The organism is Bradyrhizobium sp. STM 3843 (assembly GCF_000239815.1).
Classification (GTDB): Bacteria; Pseudomonadota; Alphaproteobacteria; order Rhizobiales; family Xanthobacteraceae; genus Bradyrhizobium.
The window spans coordinates 1-17,616 of record NZ_CAFK01000016.1 but is presented as its reverse complement, the minus strand read 5'-3'; the positions used below and the strand labels follow the sequence as shown (position 1 = coordinate 17,616).

The 17,616-nt window shown below is 64.0% G+C and carries 16 protein-coding genes and 1 pseudogene; 7 read left to right on the top strand and 10 right to left on the bottom strand.

Annotated features, from left to right (window positions below; genetic code table 11):
• Window positions 1-84 precede the first annotated feature (84 nt).
• On the bottom strand, window positions 85-540 hold the full coding sequence (locus tag BRAS3843_RS03255) for a MarR family transcriptional regulator (RefSeq protein WP_008967286.1): 456 nt from the start codon (window positions 538-540) through the stop codon (window positions 85-87).
• 110 nt (window positions 541-650) lie between these two features.
• Between BRAS3843_RS03255 and BRAS3843_RS03250 the strand changes: the two genes are divergently transcribed.
• From BRAS3843_RS03250 to BRAS3843_RS03240, 3 genes are all read left to right on the top strand, one after another.
• Window positions 651-2,564 (top strand): FAD-binding monooxygenase, encoded by a 1,914-nt coding sequence (locus BRAS3843_RS03250; protein ID WP_008967285.1) that lies wholly within the window; start codon window positions 651-653, stop codon window positions 2,562-2,564.
• Between the two features lie 136 nt (window positions 2,565-2,700).
• Window positions 2,701-2,946: a PilZ domain-containing protein gene (locus BRAS3843_RS03245; RefSeq protein ID WP_035980691.1), complete on the top strand. Its 246-nt coding sequence runs from the start codon at window positions 2,701-2,703 to the stop codon at window positions 2,944-2,946.
• 96 nt (window positions 2,947-3,042) lie between these two features.
• Window positions 3,043-3,897, top strand: a complete 855-nt coding sequence (locus tag BRAS3843_RS03240) for a tetratricopeptide repeat protein (RefSeq protein WP_008967283.1) — start codon at window positions 3,043-3,045, stop codon at window positions 3,895-3,897.
• A gap of 6 nt (window positions 3,898-3,903) precedes the next feature.
• Here BRAS3843_RS03240 and BRAS3843_RS03235 read toward each other — a convergent pair whose 3' ends face one another.
• From BRAS3843_RS03235 to cpaB, 4 genes are read right to left on the bottom strand one after another with little or no spacing between them, the layout of a single operon-like run.
• On the bottom strand, window positions 3,904-5,178 hold the full coding sequence (locus BRAS3843_RS03235; protein ID WP_008967282.1) for an AAA family ATPase: 1,275 nt from the start codon (window positions 5,176-5,178) through the stop codon (window positions 3,904-3,906).
• Window positions 5,175-5,939 carry a CpaD family pilus assembly protein gene (locus BRAS3843_RS03230; protein ID WP_008967281.1) on the bottom strand — a complete coding sequence of 255 codons (765 nt, stop codon included), beginning with the start codon at window positions 5,937-5,939 and terminating at the stop codon, window positions 5,175-5,177. The genes BRAS3843_RS03235 and BRAS3843_RS03230 overlap by 4 nt, the downstream gene beginning before the upstream one ends.
• A gap of 31 nt (window positions 5,940-5,970) precedes the next feature.
• Window positions 5,971-7,440: a type II and III secretion system protein family protein gene (locus tag BRAS3843_RS03225; protein ID WP_008967280.1), complete on the bottom strand. Its 1,470-nt coding sequence runs from the start codon at window positions 7,438-7,440 to the stop codon at window positions 5,971-5,973.
• 17 nt (window positions 7,441-7,457) lie between these two features.
• Window positions 7,458-8,255 (bottom strand): Flp pilus assembly protein CpaB, encoded by a 798-nt coding sequence (gene cpaB, locus BRAS3843_RS03220; RefSeq protein ID WP_008967279.1) that lies wholly within the window; start codon window positions 8,253-8,255, stop codon window positions 7,458-7,460.
• Window positions 8,256-8,870: 615 nt separating this feature from the next.
• On the opposite strand from cpaB, the gene BRAS3843_RS03215 reads away from it, so the two are divergent.
• The 3 genes from BRAS3843_RS03215 (at window position 8,871) to BRAS3843_RS03210 (ending at window position 11,067) form a co-directional block, all read left to right on the top strand.
• The gene (locus BRAS3843_RS03215; protein WP_035980690.1) at window positions 8,871-9,560 is read left to right on the top strand and encodes a pilus assembly protein PilZ; all 690 of its coding nucleotides are present in this window, start codon (window positions 8,871-8,873) and stop codon (window positions 9,558-9,560) included.
• 167 nt (window positions 9,561-9,727) lie between these two features.
• On the top strand, window positions 9,728-9,883 hold the full coding sequence (locus tag BRAS3843_RS41275; protein ID WP_008967277.1) for a hypothetical protein: 156 nt from the start codon (window positions 9,728-9,730) through the stop codon (window positions 9,881-9,883).
• Between the two features lie 254 nt (window positions 9,884-10,137).
• The gene (locus BRAS3843_RS03210) at window positions 10,138-11,067 is read left to right on the top strand and encodes an aspartyl/asparaginyl beta-hydroxylase domain-containing protein (protein WP_008967276.1); all 930 of its coding nucleotides are present in this window, start codon (window positions 10,138-10,140) and stop codon (window positions 11,065-11,067) included.
• Between the two features lie 1,103 nt (window positions 11,068-12,170).
• Here BRAS3843_RS03210 and BRAS3843_RS03205 read toward each other — a convergent pair.
• From BRAS3843_RS03205 to galE, 3 genes are all read right to left on the bottom strand, one after another.
• Window positions 12,171-12,872 (bottom strand): fumarylacetoacetate hydrolase family protein, encoded by a 702-nt coding sequence (locus BRAS3843_RS03205; protein ID WP_008967274.1) that lies wholly within the window; start codon window positions 12,870-12,872, stop codon window positions 12,171-12,173.
• Window positions 12,873-12,901: 29 nt separating this feature from the next.
• A complete protein-coding gene (locus BRAS3843_RS03200) occupies window positions 12,902-14,707 on the bottom strand; it encodes an ABC transporter ATP-binding protein (protein ID WP_008967273.1) in 1,806 nt (601 codons plus the stop codon).
• Window positions 14,708-14,813: 106 nt separating this feature from the next.
• Window positions 14,814-15,827, bottom strand: coding sequence for a UDP-glucose 4-epimerase GalE (galE, locus tag BRAS3843_RS03195; protein WP_008967272.1), 1,014 nt, complete (start codon window positions 15,825-15,827; stop codon window positions 14,814-14,816).
• Window positions 15,828-15,955: 128 nt separating this feature from the next.
• On the opposite strand from galE, the gene BRAS3843_RS03190 reads away from it, so the two are divergent.
• Complete coding sequence (locus tag BRAS3843_RS03190) at window positions 15,956-17,002, top strand: glycosyltransferase family 4 protein (RefSeq protein WP_008967271.1); 1,047 nt, start codon at window positions 15,956-15,958, stop codon at window positions 17,000-17,002.
• Here the strand turns inward: BRAS3843_RS03190 and BRAS3843_RS03185 are convergent.
• Together BRAS3843_RS03185 and BRAS3843_RS41975 are read right to left on the bottom strand one after the other, a co-directional pair.
• Window positions 16,984-17,508, bottom strand: coding sequence for an HAD family hydrolase (locus tag BRAS3843_RS03185; RefSeq protein WP_008967270.1), 525 nt, complete (start codon window positions 17,506-17,508; stop codon window positions 16,984-16,986). The genes BRAS3843_RS03190 and BRAS3843_RS03185 overlap by 19 nt on opposite strands.
• A pseudogene (locus BRAS3843_RS41975) lies at window positions 17,505-17,616 on the bottom strand (sugar isomerase); the annotation flags it as partial. The pseudogene BRAS3843_RS41975 and the gene BRAS3843_RS03185, both read right to left, overlap by 4 nt.

Below are 17,616 nucleotides of genomic sequence, written 5' to 3'. Positions count from 1 at the left end.
GGGGTGGGTTTGCTGTGCGGTCCCGTAGGCCGGCGTTCGGTTGCTTTGCATTGTTGATCGTATCTGTGGCTTGGTACCCGCTTGTCAGCCAGGTTCTCCCGTTCCGTCCCGCAGCGGCGCGCGGCTGAGCTCGTTGCCGGCGGCGATTGCCTTTTGCAGCAGCCGCACCAGCTCCCGGGCTTCCGTCTCGGTCAGCCCGCGCAGCATGATTTGTTGCGCGGCCTCGACCGCGGGGGTGATGGCGCGAAAGGTCTGCTGTCCCGCTTCAGTGATCTGAAGCTCGCGCGCGCGTCGGTCGCGGCTGGAGGCTTGGCGCAGCACGAGGCCCTTCTGCACCAGACGATCGATCACGCCGGTGATGGTGGTGCGGTCATACGCGATCAAGCCGGCGAGGGTGATCTGGTCGATCCCGGGATTGGCATGGATGGCGGCCAGCGCCGCATATTGCACGGGTGTGAGGTCGAAGCCGGCCTGCTCGACCTCCGCCAGAAAGACCGCCACCGCGATCTGCTGGAAACGCCGGGCGAGGTGGCCGGGCATGTCGTTGGTCTTGTCTTGGGTATCTGTCACCTCATCTCTCCAGGATATTGTTGACAAGTATACTGATGATCAGTATACTGATCAATATCAAAAAGCGGGAGGAACGTGTCATGCAGTTTCATCTCAATGGATTCCAGCCGGGCGATCCGGAGATCGTCGACCCCGCAGCGCGTGTCGTCCCGTCCGGCGCGTCGGGCTCTGTCCCCGGCGAGGTCGATGTCCTGATCATCGGCTGCGGGCCGGCCGGCCTGAACCTGGCGGCGCAGCTCTCCGCCTTTCCCGATATTACCACCTGCATCATCGAGCAGAAGCCGGGCCGGCTCTTGCTCGGCCAGGCCGACGGCATCGCCTGCCGCACTATGGAGATGTTCCAGGCTCACGGTTTTGCCGAGCGCGTGCTCAAGGAAGCCTGCTGGATCAACGAGACCACCTTCTGGAAGCCGGACGAGGCGCGACGCGGCCACATCGCCCGCAGCGGACGGGTGCAGGACGTTGAGGACGGGCTGTCGGAGATGCCGCATGTGGTGTTGAACCAGGCGCGCGTGCACGATTTCTTTCTTGATGTGATGCACCGCTCGGCAGCCAGGCTGGAGCCCTATTATGCGCGCCGGCTCGCCGACCTGCGCATCGATCCTGCGGCGGGCTTGGACGACCATGGCGTCACGGTCAAGCTCGAGCGGATCGATCCCGCCCATGAGGGCGAGAGCGAGACGATCCAGGCGCGCTTCGTGGTTGGCTGCGACGGGGCGCGCAGCACGGTGCGCAAATCGATCGGGCGCGAGCTGCATGGGGAATCCGCCAATCACGCCTGGGGCGTGATGGATGTGCTTGTTGTCACCGACTTCCCCGATATCAGATTCAAGTCGCTGATCCAGTCCGCCACGGATGGTAGCCTGCTGGTGATCCCGCGGGAAGGCGGCTACCTGGTCCGGCTCTATGTCGAACTGAGCAAGCTGGAGGTCGGCGAGCGCGTCGCCAACCGCAATGTCACCGTCGAAGAGCTGATCGCCAAGGCGCAGCGGATCCTCAAGCCGTACACGCTCGAGGTGAAGGAGGTCGCGTGGTGGTCGGTCTACGAGATCGGCCAGCGTCTGTGCGACAAGTTCGACGACGTGCCGGAGGCGGAGATCGCGACGCGGCTTCCGCGCGTCTTCATTGCCGGTGATGCCTGCCACACCCACAGCCCGAAGGCGGGGCAGGGCATGAACGTCTCCATGCAGGACACCTTCAATCTTGGCTGGAAGCTGGCGGCCGTGCTGCGCAAGCGCGCCAGGCCGGAGCTCCTGCACACTTACTCCGCCGAGCGCCAGGCGATCGCGAAGGAACTGATCGATTTCGACCGAGAATGGGCCGCGATCCTGGCGTCTGCCGCGAAGGGGGAGGGGTTCGATCCGGCGCAGACCCAGAGCTATTTCGTCCGGCACGGGCGCTACACGGCGGGCACCGCGACGCATTATCGGCCTTCGCTGATCACGGGCGAAACCAGCCATCAGCGTCTGGCCGAGGGATTTGTGATCGGCAAGCGCTTCCATTCCGCGCCGGTGATCCGGCTCGGCGATGCCAGGCCGGTGCATCTCGGCCATGTGCTTCAGGCGGACGGGCGCTTCCGGATCTTCGCCTTTGCCGGCGCGGAGAACCCGACGGCTGAAAACTCCGCCATTCGAGCGCTGTGTGCCTTCCTCGGCGAGAGCCCGGACTCGCCGATCCGGCGCTACACGCCGGGGGGCGCCGATATCGATGCGGTGATCGATGTCCGGGCGGTATTCCAGCAAGGCCATCGCGAACTCGCCATCGAGGCAATGCCAGCGCTGTTATTGCCGCGCAAGGGACGCTACGGACTGCGCGACTATGAAAAAATGTTCTGCCCCGATCTCAAGAGCGGTCAGGATATCTTTGCGATGCGCGGGATCGACCGGACAGCAGGCTGCCTGGTGGTGGTCCGGCCGGACCAGTATGTCGCCCATGTGCTGCCGCTCGACGCCTATCGCGAGCTCGCCGCTTATTTCGATCGCTTCATGCAATGAGGCGCGGGCCGCCATGGTCAAGAAAATGCAAAGACGACGACTGGATTTCGCGACATCGCGCTAGCCAGATGCCAACGTTTCGGTCCTAAAACCGTCTTGTCACCGGATGGGTTGGTTAAGCGGGCGAGAGATCGAGATGTTGGCGAACCGTCGCAGAAGCGAGCGCCGTTTGTGCAGAAGGCTTGCGAAGATCCATTGGGGAACGGGGAATCTGCCGCGCGACTGCACGATCACGGATATTTCGAACGGTGGCGTCAAGGTGGTGGCGGAATTCGTCGAGGTCCCACCGCAGTTCACGATCATCTTCTCGCCCGATCATTCGCGCAAATGCCGGCTGGCCTGGCGGATCGGCTGCGAGTTCGGCGCGGAATTCATCGACTAGCCGCAGATCTGTGCCGCATTCGCTGGAACATCTTAACGCGACCTTAGGGTTAATATGTGAGCGTGCCTGACCTGTCGTCCTCGATTGATCAGTCGCATGAGCTTGACGCCGCTCCGCTCCGAACAACTTGTCAGACCGGCCGTCTTCGCGACGGCGTTCGCAGTGGTGCTGCTCGGCCTTGCCGCCTGCCAGACCACCGATCTCGGCGAGATCACGGGATCGCTCCCTGACAAGACCGAAAAGAGCGCCAGCTCCGACCCGCGCGCGGATGTGGAGCTCTATCGCGAGCGCTTCCGCAGCCATCCCAATGACCCCGAGATTGCGCTGAGATATGGCAGCGCCTTGCGCGCAACAGGCCAGCGTTCGCAAGCCGTCGCGGTGCTCGAGCAGGCGACCCTTGCCAACCCGACCAACAAGGCGCTGCTCGCCGGCTATGGTCGTGCATTGGCCGACAACGGCAATTTCCAGCAGGCCTTCGACGTGCTAAGCCGCGCGCATTCGCCCGAAGATCCTGACTGGCACATTCTGTCCGCGCAGGGCGCCGTGCTCGATCAGATGGGCCGGCAGGAGGAAGCGCGTCAGTACTACGAGACCGCGCTGAAGATCGCGCCGGACGATCCCTCCGTCCTCTCCAATCTCGGCCTGTCCTATGCGCTCTCCAACGACCTGCCGAGAGCCGAGGAAAATCTGCGCAAGGCCTATGGCCGCCCGGATGCCGATCCGCGGGTCAGGACCAATCTGGCCGTGGTCATCGGTCTGCAGGGCCGCGTCAGTGAGGCCGAGGACATCATGCGCGGCGGCGTGGCACCCGAGCAGGCCAATGCCAATGTGAGCTATCTGAAGCGGCTGCTCGCCCGCAAGCAGACCGCGCAAAAGGAGCCGGCGGCGAAGGGGCCGATGGCGAGCCAGCCCGACAAGGAGCTGGCCAAGATGCTCAGCCGGTCGGACTGACTTATCTTACGCCGATCTTACGCCGAGCAGCTTCGCGATCGGGGCGAGCAGCGAGCTGCGCTGCGCCTTCGGATCGACGCGGCCGGTCAGGCGGTTGGCGATCTCCAGAAACAGTTTGGGCGTCCGGTTCAGCGCCGCGATCTCGGCGATCATCTGGCCGTTATTGGCGGCCATTCCGAACAGCTTGCAGTCGAACGGAATGGTTGCCACCGGTTCGGCTTCGACCGTCTTGGAGAAGCGCTTGAGATCGATCTCGGGCCGTTTCGGCATGCCGACCTGGTTCAGGCAGTACAGCGGTGGCCGGTCGTTCGGGCGCGAGGCCTTGAGTACGCTCAAGAGATTTCTGGTGTTGCGCAGATTGGCGAGATCCGGCTCGGCGACCACCAGGATGTCGTCGGCGTTGATCAGCGCATGCCGGGTCCAGGCAGACCATTGATGCGGGATGTCGAGCACGATGCATTGCTGGGTCATGCGCAGCGTGTCGAGGATGGCATCAAAGGCTTCGGCGCCGAAATCGTAGACGCGCTCCAGCGTGGCAGGCGCCGCGAGCAGGCTCAGATGCTCGGAGCATTTGGCCAGCAGCCGCTCCATCAGCGCAGTGTCCGGCCGGTCCGGTTGGAATATCGCGTTGGCGATGCCTTGCAACGGATCCTGGTTGTAGTCGAGGCCGGCGGTGCCGAATGCCATGTCGAGGTCGATCACGACGGAGTCGAGCGTGAGGGTATTGGCCATCGCCCACGCGACGTTATGCGCGACGGTGGAGGCACCGACCCCGCCCTTGGCGCCGACCACGGCAATGATGCGACCGGTGATCACGGCTTCGGACGCGGAAAACAGGCTGCAGATCGAGCGGATGATGTCGAGCGTCTCGACCGGCCCGACCACGTAATCATTGACGCCGCGGCGCACCAGCTCGCGATACGCCACGGTATCGTCGGGACCGCCGATGACGACGACGCGCGTACCGGGATCGCAGACGCCGGCGAGCTCGTCGAGTCCTGAGAGAATATCGCCGCCGGGCGGCGCCTCCAAGACGATCACGTTGGGTGTCGGCTGCGAGTGATAGGTCTCGATGGCTCGCGCCATGCCGCCCATCTTGATGGTGATATGCGCCTTGCCGAGCCGGCGATCCTGACTTGCGGCCTGCATCGCGCCGGAGGTTCGCTCGGTTTCGCAGAAGGCCTGCACGGAGACGCGCGGGACCGGCGCAATGTGGTCGTCGGCAGCCGGGTGCGCCGACCCGGGCTGCTCTTCCTGGCTTTGAGGGGAAGCGCTGGTCATTTGCCTACGTCGCTGAGTTTGGCCTTGTCGGCGTCCGGATAGCTGATCGAGGTCGACTCGCCCTTGCGATATTTCTCGAACGCGGCGGAGCGGCGCGGCGTGTAGGCGGCCGACTCGGAGCGCGGCTGTTCGAGATCCGCCGGGTTATCGATCATGGCGGCGAGATTGCGCTGCGTGGCGCAGCCGAAATTCTGATAGTGCTGATTGTCGCTGTAGCCGGGGTTGTTCAAATTCGGTCCCAGGTCGTCCGGCCACAATCCGCACGGTCCGGCAACGGCCTGGATCTTCGGATAGCTCAGCCGGATCGCTGCCAGCAGGCGCGGATCTTCGGGCTGATAGTTGTGCAATTTGATGGCGTGGGCGGGAACGCCGCCGGCCGTCAGCATGGCGCGGATTTCGCGATAGGTGTCGGCCGCGGCACGCGCGTTCGGCGTATCGACGGGAACATCGGCCACGACGGCGCCGGTGCCTTCGCGCAGCCAGGAGCGCGCAAGGCCGGCAATGTCGTTGCGCTGCGGCGCGGTCAGGCCGCCGCGGTCATTGCCGACGAACACGACGATCGATTGCCTGCCTTCTTCGATCGCGATCGGATGCCTTATCTTGTAGTCATCCGGGATCGTCGCGACGACCTCAGTGCTCGTATAGGTGCAGGCTCCGAGTGAAAGCGAGAGCGCGCCAACAAGGCCGCCGATCAGGCGCAAGGTCCGATGGCTTGTCCGATAGCTCGTCAGATAGCTCTTGGCCGCCGCTGGTTTCGACATAGTGGATTCCCCGTCCCCTCGAGCCGACAAATCAATCGATGATGAAACCGAAGCCGGCAGTGCGCCCCGAGACCGGCTCGATCCGCGCAGCAACGCCGTAGAGACGGTTGAGGCGGCCGAGCAGCGCCGATTCGGAGTCCGTCGCCGGCGCGAAGCCGTCGTCGGGACGCGACAGTTCTTTCTGGGCAACGGCACGCACCACATAGGGGGTCACCATCACCATCAGTTCGGTCTCGTCGTTGACGTAGTCCTGGCTGCGGAACAGCTGGCCGAGCACCGGCAGTTGATCGACGCCCGGCAGACCATTGATCGCTTGCTTGGTCTGGTTCTGGATCAGGCCAGCCATCGCCATCGAACCGCCCGACGGAATCTCCAGCGTGGTCTCTGCGCGGCGGGTCCGGATCGCAGGGATCGTCACCGAGGAATTTTGGCTCGCGCTCAAGGCGTAAGAGACGGTGATCGCATTGTCGTTCGACAGTTCGGAGACTTCCGTCATCACGCGCAGGCTGATCCGGCCCTCGCTGAGCACGACCGGCGTGAAGTTCAAGGAGATGCCGAACTTCTTGAAGGTGACCTGGGTGGTGCAGATGCGGGTGGTCGGGTCGCAGCCATATCCGCCCGGAACAGGGAATTCGCCGCCGGCGACAAAGGTCGCGGACTCGCCAGAGATGGCGGTCAGGTTCGGTTCGGCCAATGTCTTGACCACGCCGGCCTGCTCCATCGCACGCATGGTGGCGGAGACCGAGGACAGGCCGCCGCCGGTGGCGCTGAGACCGTTATTGGTGACCAGCGACTTGCCGAGGGCGGTGAAGGGATTGGCATTGTTGAAATTCACCACGGCGGTGCCGTAGTTCAGGCTGGCGCTGAGATCGATGCCCATCTGCTTGATGATCTCGCGGCGGACTTCCGCGACGTTCACCTTCAGCATCACCTGATCTCGCCCGCGCACCACGATCGAGTTGACGACCTTGTCCGGGCCGCCGACCAGCCGCGCGGCGATTTCGCCGGCCTGCTGCGCCTCGACCGGGCTCGAGACCGAGCCGGTGAGCATCACGCTGTCGCCGACACCATCGATCTTGACGCCCGGCACACTCTGGCTGAGCGCCTGGCGCACGCCGTTGAGGTCGCGCTTGATGGCGATGTCATAGGACGCGACCTGCTGCCCTTCGGCGTCGAAGAACACCACATTGGTCTGGCCGACCGAGGCGCCGATGATGTAGGCGCGCCGCGCCGAGCGCACGACCGCATTGGCGATCTTGGGATCGGCGACCAGCACGTCTTTCACGTCCTGCGGAAAATCGACCACGACGGACTTGCCGATTCCGAGTGACAGGAAACGGACCTTCGACGATCCGGCCGACACGACAGGTGCGTCGGCATGGTCATCCGCTGCGATTGCCGGCGTAAACGCCGGGTTGAGCGTCAGGCCGGCGATGGCCGAGGCGGCGAGCGCACGGGCGATCGCGGTCCCCAGCTTCGATCGATTTTGCCCGCAATTCATCTTCCACTTCCTTTCGGTCACTTCTGTGCCGTTTGCGAGCTTGAGACGCCGTAACGCACGATTTCGATGGAGCCACCGCTCTTCGGCGCCTTGGCGTCCGCGCTGGCTTCCACCGCGTTGATGTCTGCGATGCTGCGCAGCGCCAGCGACAGCAAGCCGCTCTGGCGCGCGCGGGCGAGAGCCTCGGCCTGCTCGGGCTTCAATTCGAGCGTGACCGTCTTGCCCACCACCGTGTTCTGGCCTTCCTTTTCCTTCGGTGCCTGATCGATTGCGAGCACGCGGACGTTGGACAGGATGATCTCGGAGTTGATGACGTCGGGTCCGCCGGGGTGGTCGGTGTTCTTGTCGCGTTTCGACAGGATGACGTCGACGCGATCGTTCGGCAGGATGAAGCCGCCGGCGCCGGTCTCGGGCGATATTTCGGTCGAAACGGCGCGCATGCCGGCAGGAAGGATGGCGGCCATGAAGCCGGAGCCGTCGGCCCTCACCAGCTTCTGTTCGCGGATCGGCTCGCCGATCAGAAATGGGCTGCGCGCTATGGAGCCGACCAGCTGGTTCGCCGCATCAGGACGATCGCTGCGACGGATGAAGATGTTGCTCGCGGCTTCCGGCCACGTCTGCCAGATGAGGTCGCCTGGCTTGACGGGTTGCCCCAGTCCGATCTCAGCTTTTGCGACGAGGACTTCAACGGTCGGCAATTGCGCGACGGGTGCGGCAGGCGCCTCCTGCTGCTTATCAGCTGTGCTGACGAGATAGGCCGCGATGCCACCTGCGCCGAGAGCGATGGTCAGCACCACGATGCGTGCGGTCATCATACGCGTTACTACTCTTAACTCATACGCCGGGGATGCGAACAAGCCGCTGACGGCTCCCCCTGTCGCGTATGACTAAGCGCCAATAGTATAAGCGAACTTGCAATCTCGAGCCGATCGCGGTCGTCGCAAATGGCGATTGCGGCAATGGTGAACGCGGAGTTATTCCGGCAATTGTGCAATCAGGCGAACGCGTTGGAGCCCGTGCAAACACTGGATTGCGCGGCAGGGTTGGGCGCCTGTGGGCGTGACGCTATCACCGGTTGTGGTGAGCTCATTACAGCGCATTCCTGCGCGGATCAGGAGCTACGAAGTCGGCATCGTCGACGGGCGAGGCATGGTTGTCCAAGCGCAACTACACCCGTATTCGAACGGGGTCCAATCTTCAGGAAGCGGAAAGGGATCGGACATATCATCACTACGGGGGAATCCGACTCCTGCATTTCAAAGTTCGTTAGCAAATTTCCGCGCAGCATCCGCGCGTCAATACGGTCCTATTCCGAACTGCTTCGGCCGGCCTGCGCCTTGCGTCGCGGCACGAGCCATCGCAGGCAGCAGCAAGCAACAGCTGGTCGACGGAAGGGAGCCGTTCTGGTCTTCGCGAACGAGAGGCGCGCAATGTCGGTGGCCCGATTCCTTAAACAGCGTGCGGTCAGGATCCAGTCGGTGGGCTCCTACACGCTTGGAAATTGGTATGATCCGCAAGGCAGACCGCGGTGTTTCGCCTGTCGTACCACGCGCGTGTCGCCCTTTCGCATGCTGCTCGATGCGCCCGTCGTCGGCAGGATCGGCGATCGCCTGACGTCGTATTTTCGTGATTTCGGCAAGTTCGACGGCGAGATCAGCGACACCATCCATGGCGGCTTTCTGCTCGAGCTCGCGATGACGCGCGCGCAGCGCGCGAAGTTTGCCGAGAAGCTGGTGTGGCTGGAGAAGAGACAGAAGGATCCGACGGTTCGCGATTCCCGCAAGGACGCGCGCTTCGTTCCGAATTCGCCGCATACCGCGTTGACCCTCGCTGACGGCAGCAGCGTGCCGTGCTTCCTGATCGACGCCTCGCTATCGGGAGCGGCGGTGTCGTCCGAGTTTCAGCCCGAGATCGGGATGCCGCTTGCGGTGGGCAGTTGTGTGGGACGCGTCATCCGCCTGTTTCCGGATGGGTTCGCGGTCCGGTTCGAGGAGCGGATGGGAACCGCGGTTGAGTTGGAGCGGCGTGTCATCACGCCGCCGTGGCGTCCGACGCGACCGAAGCTCTACGTGCCTGACCAGAGGCCGATCGAGCGCGTTCAAGAATTCCAATTGCTTTGAGCTTGCGTGTCCGAGACTCGACGCAACGTCGATGGCCTGGTGGGGGCGGGGAGCGGCGCACTGTATGACCGAGCTGAGGCCAGGCAATGCCGGGCCTGACGGTTAACGCGACATTAAGCTCATCGTGAAAACTTGACCTGCCGGGTGCTCACGGCAGGAGAACTCCAATGGAGGCTCAGAAGACCGCGGTGGATGCCGTCGTCGCCTTGACCGGCTGCGATCGCGATGCAGTGACTGCTTTCATCCGGAGGCTTTATCTGGCCGGCGTCAGGGACCCCAAGCGTCTCACCTTCAAGGGGCTCCAGGAACTGACGCGGACCTGAAAAACCCACCGAAGTTTTCACAGCGCCTTGCGCCTGGGAACCGGTCCAGTAGGGGCTACGGCGTGCTGTTGCCGTCCGGGCACGCCCCGGGAATTTTGGACAGCCCTGGTGTTCACAAGTCGCTCCCGAGGGGGTGCGGCGCTCTGTACTTCCGGCTATCTTCCCGTCTCGCGGCCAATATCAGAACACCCCAGTGTCGGACCAGATTCGGTCCTGCTCTCGTTCTGTGCCGGCCGGTTGATGGGACACCGGACATGCTGACACAGCTTTTCGCGCCACAGCTCGTGGGCCTCTACATCCTCGTTGGCTCGACGATCTATGTGCATTTCCGCGGCAAGGAGCGGCTGCGGCTCGCCCGCCAGCTCGGCGACCACTCGACCTATCTCGCGCCGTATAACGTGCTGATGTATGCGGGCTCGGCCGTGCCGAACGAGCCGGTGATCCCGGTCGAGCAGTTTCCGGAGCTGCAGAAGCTGACCGACAATTGGGAGATGATCCGCGAGGAGGCGGTGCGCCTGTTCGACGAGGGCTTCATCCGTGCAGCGGCGAAGAACAACGATTGGGGCTTCTACTCGTTCTTCAAGAGCGGCTGGAAACGCTTTTATCTCAAATGGTACGACGATTTTCTTCCCTCTGCGCGCACGCTCTGTCCGAAAACGGTTGAGCTGTTGAATTCGATTCCGAGCGTGCACGGCGCCATGTTTGCGATGCTGCCGCCGGGCGGCAAGCTCGGCGCCCACCGCGACCCGTTCGCCGGATCGATCCGCTATCACCTCGGGCTGGTGACACCCAATTCGGACAAATGCCGGATCCTGGTCGACGGCGTGCCCTGCGTCTGGCGCGACGGCGAAGCCTTCATGTTCGACGAAACCTTCATCCACAGCGCCGAGAACGCCACCGACGTCAACCGGATCATCCTGTTCTGCGATGTCGAGCGCCCGATGAAATACGGCTTCATGACCGCGATCAACCGCTGGGTCAGCCATCACATCGTCAAGGCCTCGGCGACGCAGAATGTCGACGGCGAGCATGTCGGCGTGCTGAACAAGGTGTTCGGCAAGATCTATGAATTCCACCTCGCCACCCGCAAGGTGAAGGACTGGAATCGGACGGTCTACTACGCAGCCAAGTACACGCTGACCGTGGCGATCGTCGGACTGATCGTGGTGTCGGCGTTCCGGTGAGGGACGGGTTGATGCCTTACTCTCTGCTGTCATCGTCCGCGCAGGCGCAGGCGGACGATCCAGTAAACACCAGCCTTCCGTTTTCCACACTGCTGTCTCGGCGTACTGGATGCCCGCCTTCGCGGGCATGACGAAGTTTAGCTGATTGGCGCGCAAGGACGCTCACGTGAGCGACGACCCGTCGGCCAAATCACGTTCATCCGAAGTCAATTGTCAACTATTTCTGAAAAACATAAATCGCTTTGTCGCTCCCCCAAATCAGCAGTATTGTCCGTCCATTCCGTTGCACGGTAGGGGACGGTTCGCGGTCGTCACGGACGTTAGCAGCGGGATGCGGTGGACGCGGGCTGGCGGCGTGTGATGAGCACGGACGACCGTTTGCCTCGCGGACGGTGAAGGCGTGTGGTCCTGATACTCCGACGCTAGTATCTCGCGCTGATGCGCAAGCATCATGCGCACATGGTGGCCAGAAAGCCCGGCGCACCAGGGAGAGCGCGCTATAGCCCGTTAAAACCATCGCGCGGGGAAGGCCGGGTGTTTTCGGCCAGACCTGTGGTACCTGCCGCCTGCATTTTTTGCTGCAGGCGGGCCACGGGCGCGGCCAGCGCCCGGCCTTCCCTGCGCCCTCCACTTCATGAGGGTGAGGACTTCGGGCATAGCTCGGACGCTGAGCGTCGCGAGGTCGCGGATGCTCATCCCATGCTTAACCCCATACGCTGTTTGAGATTATGCATCAGACGATGCCGCGAGCTCGTACTCACCCTCCCCTGGAGGGGGAGGCTCGATCGCGCGCGAAGCGGGCGAGCGGGGTGGGGTGATCTCTCGACCCGAGAGTGCTTGTTTGAGATGGGATTTCTGAATTGTGCTGCCAAGCGCTCCTGGGTCCCGGCTCTGCGGTGCGTCACTTTGCGCCGCACCGCGTCCGGGACAAGATATCTGGCACTTAAGTCGATGCCGTCTCGACCGTCGCGCACTGCTCCGTGTCCCGGACGCGGTGCAGCACGGAGTGCTGCGCCGCAGAGCCGGGACCCAGCCGTCGTCAATGAAAAGGCCGCGCTGGGCGCGGCCTATGGGGATCGCCTGAAATGCTTAGCCCGGCCCGCTCAGGCCGGCTCGCCAATCGAGACCTTCAGAGTGCCGACGCCGTCGACGCCGCATTCGATCTTGTCGCCGGGCACCACGGCCGCGACGCCGGCCGGCGTTCCCGTCATGATGATGTCGCCGGCACCGAGTTCGACCTGCTGCGACAGCTTCCAGATGATCTCCGGCACGCTCCAGATCAATTCGGTGAGGTCGCCCTTCTGCCGCTCGGTGCCGTTGACCGAGAGCCAGATCTTGCCCTTCGACGGATGGCCGATCTTGGCGGCGGGCAGCACGGCCGAGCAGGGCGCGGAGTGATCGAACGACTTGCCGACCTCCCAGGGACGCTCCTTCTTGCGCGCGGCAAGCTGCAGGTCGCGCCGGGTCAGATCGATGCCGACGGCGTAGCCGTAGACGTGGTCGAGCGCCTTCTCGGTCGGGATGTTGAGGCCGCCGCTCTTCAGCGCGACAACCAGTTCGACCTCGTGATGCATGTCCTTGGTCAGCGGCGGGTAGGGGATCACGGCGCCCTCCGGCGCCAGCATGTCGGCATGCTTGGCGAAGAAGAACGGCGGGTCGCGCTCGTCATTGCCCATCTCGCGGATGTGCTCGAGATAGTTGCGCCCGACGCACCAGATGCGGCGGACGGGGAATGCGCCGGTTTCCCCGACGACAGGGAGCGCGGCTTGCGGCGGGGCCGGAATGACGAAACGGGTGGCGCTCATGAATGGTCTCGGCGGCTATGAGGATCGGTTCAGGACGTGGCGCTCATCGGGATGACGACAGGCCCCATGTCGCGCTGCTGCAGGCGGAAGAACGAAGCATAGCGGCCGCCCCGGCGCAACAGATCGTCATGCCGGCCCCGCTCGACGATGTCGCCGGCCTCGACGACGAGGATGGCGTCGGCATGCATGATCGTGTGCAGGCGGTGGGCGATCACGATCGTGGTGCGGTTCTGGCAGAGATGCTCGATCGCCTCCTGCACCTGCCGCTCGGATTCGGAGTCGAGCGCGGCGGTTGCCTCGTCGAGCAGGATGATCGGCGCGTTGCGGATCAGTGCGCGCGCCACCGCGATGCGCTGGCGCTGGCCTCCGGAGAGCTGGGTGCCGTGCTCGCCGACCGGGGTGTCATAGCCGAGCGGGAAGCTCATAATGAAATCATGAGCGCATGCGGCTTTCGCGGCCTCGATGATCTCGGCCTCGGTCGCGCCGGGTTTGCCGAAGGCGATATTGGCGCGGATCGAGTCGCGGAACAGGTAGACGTCCTGGCCGACATAGGCGGTCTGCTCGCGCAAGCTACGGCGGGACACGGCCGAGATCGATTGGCCGTCGATCAGGATCTCGCCCTCCGTCGCATCGTAGAACCGCAACAGCAGCCCCAGCACGGTGGACTTGCCGCCGCCGGACGGGCCGACCAGGGCCGTCACCTTGCCGGGCTCGGCCGTGAAGCTCATCCGGTTAAGCACGGGCTCCTTGTTGCGATAGGCGAAGCTGACATCGCGGAGCTCGATCCGGGCGTCGGTCAGCTTCAGCGCCGGCTTCTCGTCATCGGGCTGTTCGGTCGCGGGGCTGTCGACCACCTCGAGCAGCATGCGGGCGCCGACCAGCTGGCTGTTGAGGTCGATGTTGAGCCGGGCGAGCCGCTTGGCCGGCTCTGTCGCCATCAGAAATGCGGTCATGAAGGAGAAGAACTGGCCGGGCGTGGCGTTCAGCGCCACCACGGCATAGCCGCCATACATCAGGCAGCCGGCGACCGCGAAGCCGCCGAGCATCTCCATCAGCGGGTTGGAGCGGTTCGACACCCGCGCCATCTTGTTGGCGTTGCGTTCGACGATTGCGATGTTTTCGTCGATGCGCGTGCGCATCGCATCTTCCAGGGTGAACGCCTTCACCGTGCGGATGCCCTGCAGCGATTCCTGCATGGTCTCGAGAATGTCGGCGGTGCCGGAGAACTGGTCGTAGGCGAGCCCTTTGATGCGCTTGACCAGCTTGCGCAGCACCAGCATCGCCGGCGGCACCGCGACGAGGCCGATGAACGACATCAACGGGTCCTGCGACACCATCACGGCGATCATGCTGACGAGGAGCAGCAGATCACGGCCGATCGCGTTGATCAGCATGTTGAGCACATCGGTGATGGATTTCGCGCCGGCGGTCAGCCGTGCCAGGAATTCGGACGAATGCCGCTCCGAAAAGAAACCGATGCTCTCGTTCATCAGCTTGCCGAACAGCCGCCGCTGGTTGTTGGCGAGAATGGCGTTGGAGATCTTGGACAGGATCACCGCATAGCCGTAGGTGGTCACGCCCTTGACGAACAGCAGCAGCACCGTGACGCCGGAGAGCACGGCGATACCGGGAATGCTCTTCTCGACATAAGCCTTGTTGATCACCTGTCCCAGGATGTAGGCGGCGCCTGCGCTCGCGGCCGCCGAGAGCCCCATCAATGCAAAGGCCGTCAGATAACGTCGCCAATAGGCGATGCCCTGTTCCATGATCAGGCGGCGGATCAGGATCGCGGCGCCATACGGATCGTCGGTGATCTTCTTCGGAAAGTCGGCCATTCTGGTCCCTCACCGGCCCCGCGCAGATCGCCGGGCCGGCACCGGGCTGCATGCCCGCTTGGGACGGTTTTTTCAAGCCCAATAAGGGCTTGTCAGCCCGATCACATTAGGCGGAGGCCAGCTCTCGGGCGTCGCTGTTGCGTTCGCGGAACAGTTTTTCCTCCCAGGCGAGCGCGTGCGCAGCAATCGCGTCCAGATTGGCGTAGTGCGGGGTCCAATCCAAGAGCGTGTGCATGCGGCTGGCATCGGCGACCATTGCCATGATGTCCCCGGGGCGACGCGGACCGTATTGGACGGCGATGGCGCGCCCGGAGACCCGCCGCACCGCCTCGATGGTTTCCAGCACCGAATAACCGCGGCCATAGCCGCAGTTCAGCGTCGCCGAGCCGCCTCCGCCGCAGAGATAAGCCAGCGCTGCGCGATGCGCCTGGGCGAGATCGGTGACATGGATGAAATCGCGGATGCAGGTGCCGTCCGGGGTCGGGTAGTCGGTGCCGTAGACATCGATCTTGGCGCGCTGGCCGGTCGCCACCTCCATCGCGATCTTCATCAGATGGGTCGCGCCAACAGTCGCAAGCCCGAGGCGGGCCAGCGGATCGGCGCCGGCAACGTTGAAATAGCGCAGCACGACGTAGTTCAAGTCATGCGCCGCGGCCACGTCATGCAGCATGATCTCGGCCATCAGTTTCGACGTGCCGTAAGGCGAGTTTGGGCGCGTCCGCGCCGTCTCCGGCACCGGAACCTGCTCCGGATCACCGTAAACCGCAGCCGTCGACGAGAAGACGAAACGCCCGACGCCACGCCGCACCGCGACGTTGAGCAGGCTGCGGGTGGTCATGGTGTTGTTGCGGTAGTAGAGCAGGGGATCGCGCACCGATTCCGGCACCACGACGGAGCCTGCGAGATGGATGATGCTGTCGATGCCATGCTGGCTGATCACGCCGTCGACGAGATTTTCGTCGCTGCAATCGCCGATGAACAGCGGCACGCCTTCGGGGACGAAGCTGGAAAAACCTGTTGAGAGGTTGTCGATCACGACGACGCTTTCGCCGGCTTCCGCCAGCGCAAGCACCGTGTGGCTGCCGATATAGCCGGCGCCGCCAGTGACGAGCACAGTCATTATTTGACGCAATCCCTGTTGTTTTGCGGCAAACTAGCGCTGGCGCAGTGAACGGCGGGTTTCGCCTGGGCTGAACTGGCTTCCATGCTTAATGTTGCGTATAGGAGCGCGCCTAAACGGAGCGTGACGTGCCCACCCAGTCATTTTCAGCCGCCGATCTCGATGTCATCGTGCCAAACCTGCACAGGCGCTATTCCGGGGTCACGGCAACCAACCGCATGGTTGCGCCGAAACTCGCGGTGCGCTGCCGTGCGGCGTGGTTCGGCTCCCATGCGCCCGAGGGCATCCCGCGGATGGGCGCGGTAGATCTGCTGCATTTATGGGGCCGCCGGAGGCCGGTGATCTGGCACGCGCGCCGCAACAACGAGATGATCGCAGGGGTGCTCCTGCGGGCCCTGGGCTGGCCGTTGAAGCTCGTGTTCACCTCGGCCGCACAGCGCCATCACACCTGGATCACGCGCTGGCTGATCCGCCAGACGGATGCGATCATCGCCACCAGCGACATCTCCGCCTCCTATCTGAAGCGCGAGGCAACGGTGATCACGCACGGCGTCGACACCGACGTCTACGCCCCGCCGCCGGATCGGGCGGCGGCGTTTGCGGAGAGCGGGTTACCTGGGGCTTACGCCATCGGCTGCTTCGGCCGGGTGCGGGCGCAGAAGGGGAGCGACGTCTTCGTCGAGGCGATGTGCCGGCTGCTGCCGCAGCATTCGGATTTCTCAGCCGTGCTGGTCGGCGCAGTGACGCCGGAGCAGATGCCGTTTGCGAATGAACTGCGCAAGAAGATCGCCGCAGTGGGCCTCACGCAACGCATCATCATCACCGGCGAGCTCGAGATTGCCGAGGTGCAGCGCTGGTATCAGCGGCTCACCATCTACGCATTCACCTCGCGCAACGAGGGCTTTGGCCTGACCCTGATCGAGGCGATGGCGGCGGGTGCCGCGCTGGTGGCGGCGCGGGCCGGCGCGGCGGAGATCGTGGTCGAGCAGGGCGTTACCGGCGTGCTGGTGCCGCCAGGCGATGTCGATACGCTGGTGGCTGCGCTGGAGCCGCTGATGCGGGACCCGGCGGCGGCGCATGCGATGGGCGAACGCGCCCGCGCGCGCGTGATCGAACAATTCAGCCTGGAGGCCGAAGCCGACAAGATCGCCGCGGTCTATCGTCGGCTGGTCTGAGCGATCACATCGGCCACGAAGGCGTCGAGATCGCCGCCGGCAAACAGAAAGCCGGGCAAGCCGGCGGCCTGCGCCGCCTCCATGTCGGAGGCGCGGTCCCCGATCACAAAGCTGCCGTCGCGCTGGACCGGCCAATGCGCCATCAGGTCGAGGATCATGCCAGGCTGTGGCTTCCGCCACGGGTGTTCCTGCAAATAGCGCGCGACGGTGCCTTCGGTGTGATGCGGGCAATAGCGGATGTCGTCGATCACGGCGCCTTGGGCGGCGAGTTCGGCGCGCATCCAGTCGTGCAGAGCCACGACGTCGTCCTCGGTGAACAGGCCGCGAGCAACGCCGGACTGATTGGTGAAGAGGAAGACGTGATAGCCTGCGCCGTTCAGCCGGCGGATCGCCTTGGCCACATTCGGCATCCAGCGGATTCGTTCGCGTGTACCGATATAATTGTCGTCGTGATTGAGGACGCCGTCGCGATCGAGGAACGCGGCCGGCTTCGGCGTGGCGCTCATGGCTTGCCGGCCTCGCGCAGCATCGCCTCTTCCACCATCTCGCAGATGCCGTGGGCGGTGGCGAGGTGGATCTGCTGGATCAACGGCGTGTCGTCACTGGGGGCGACC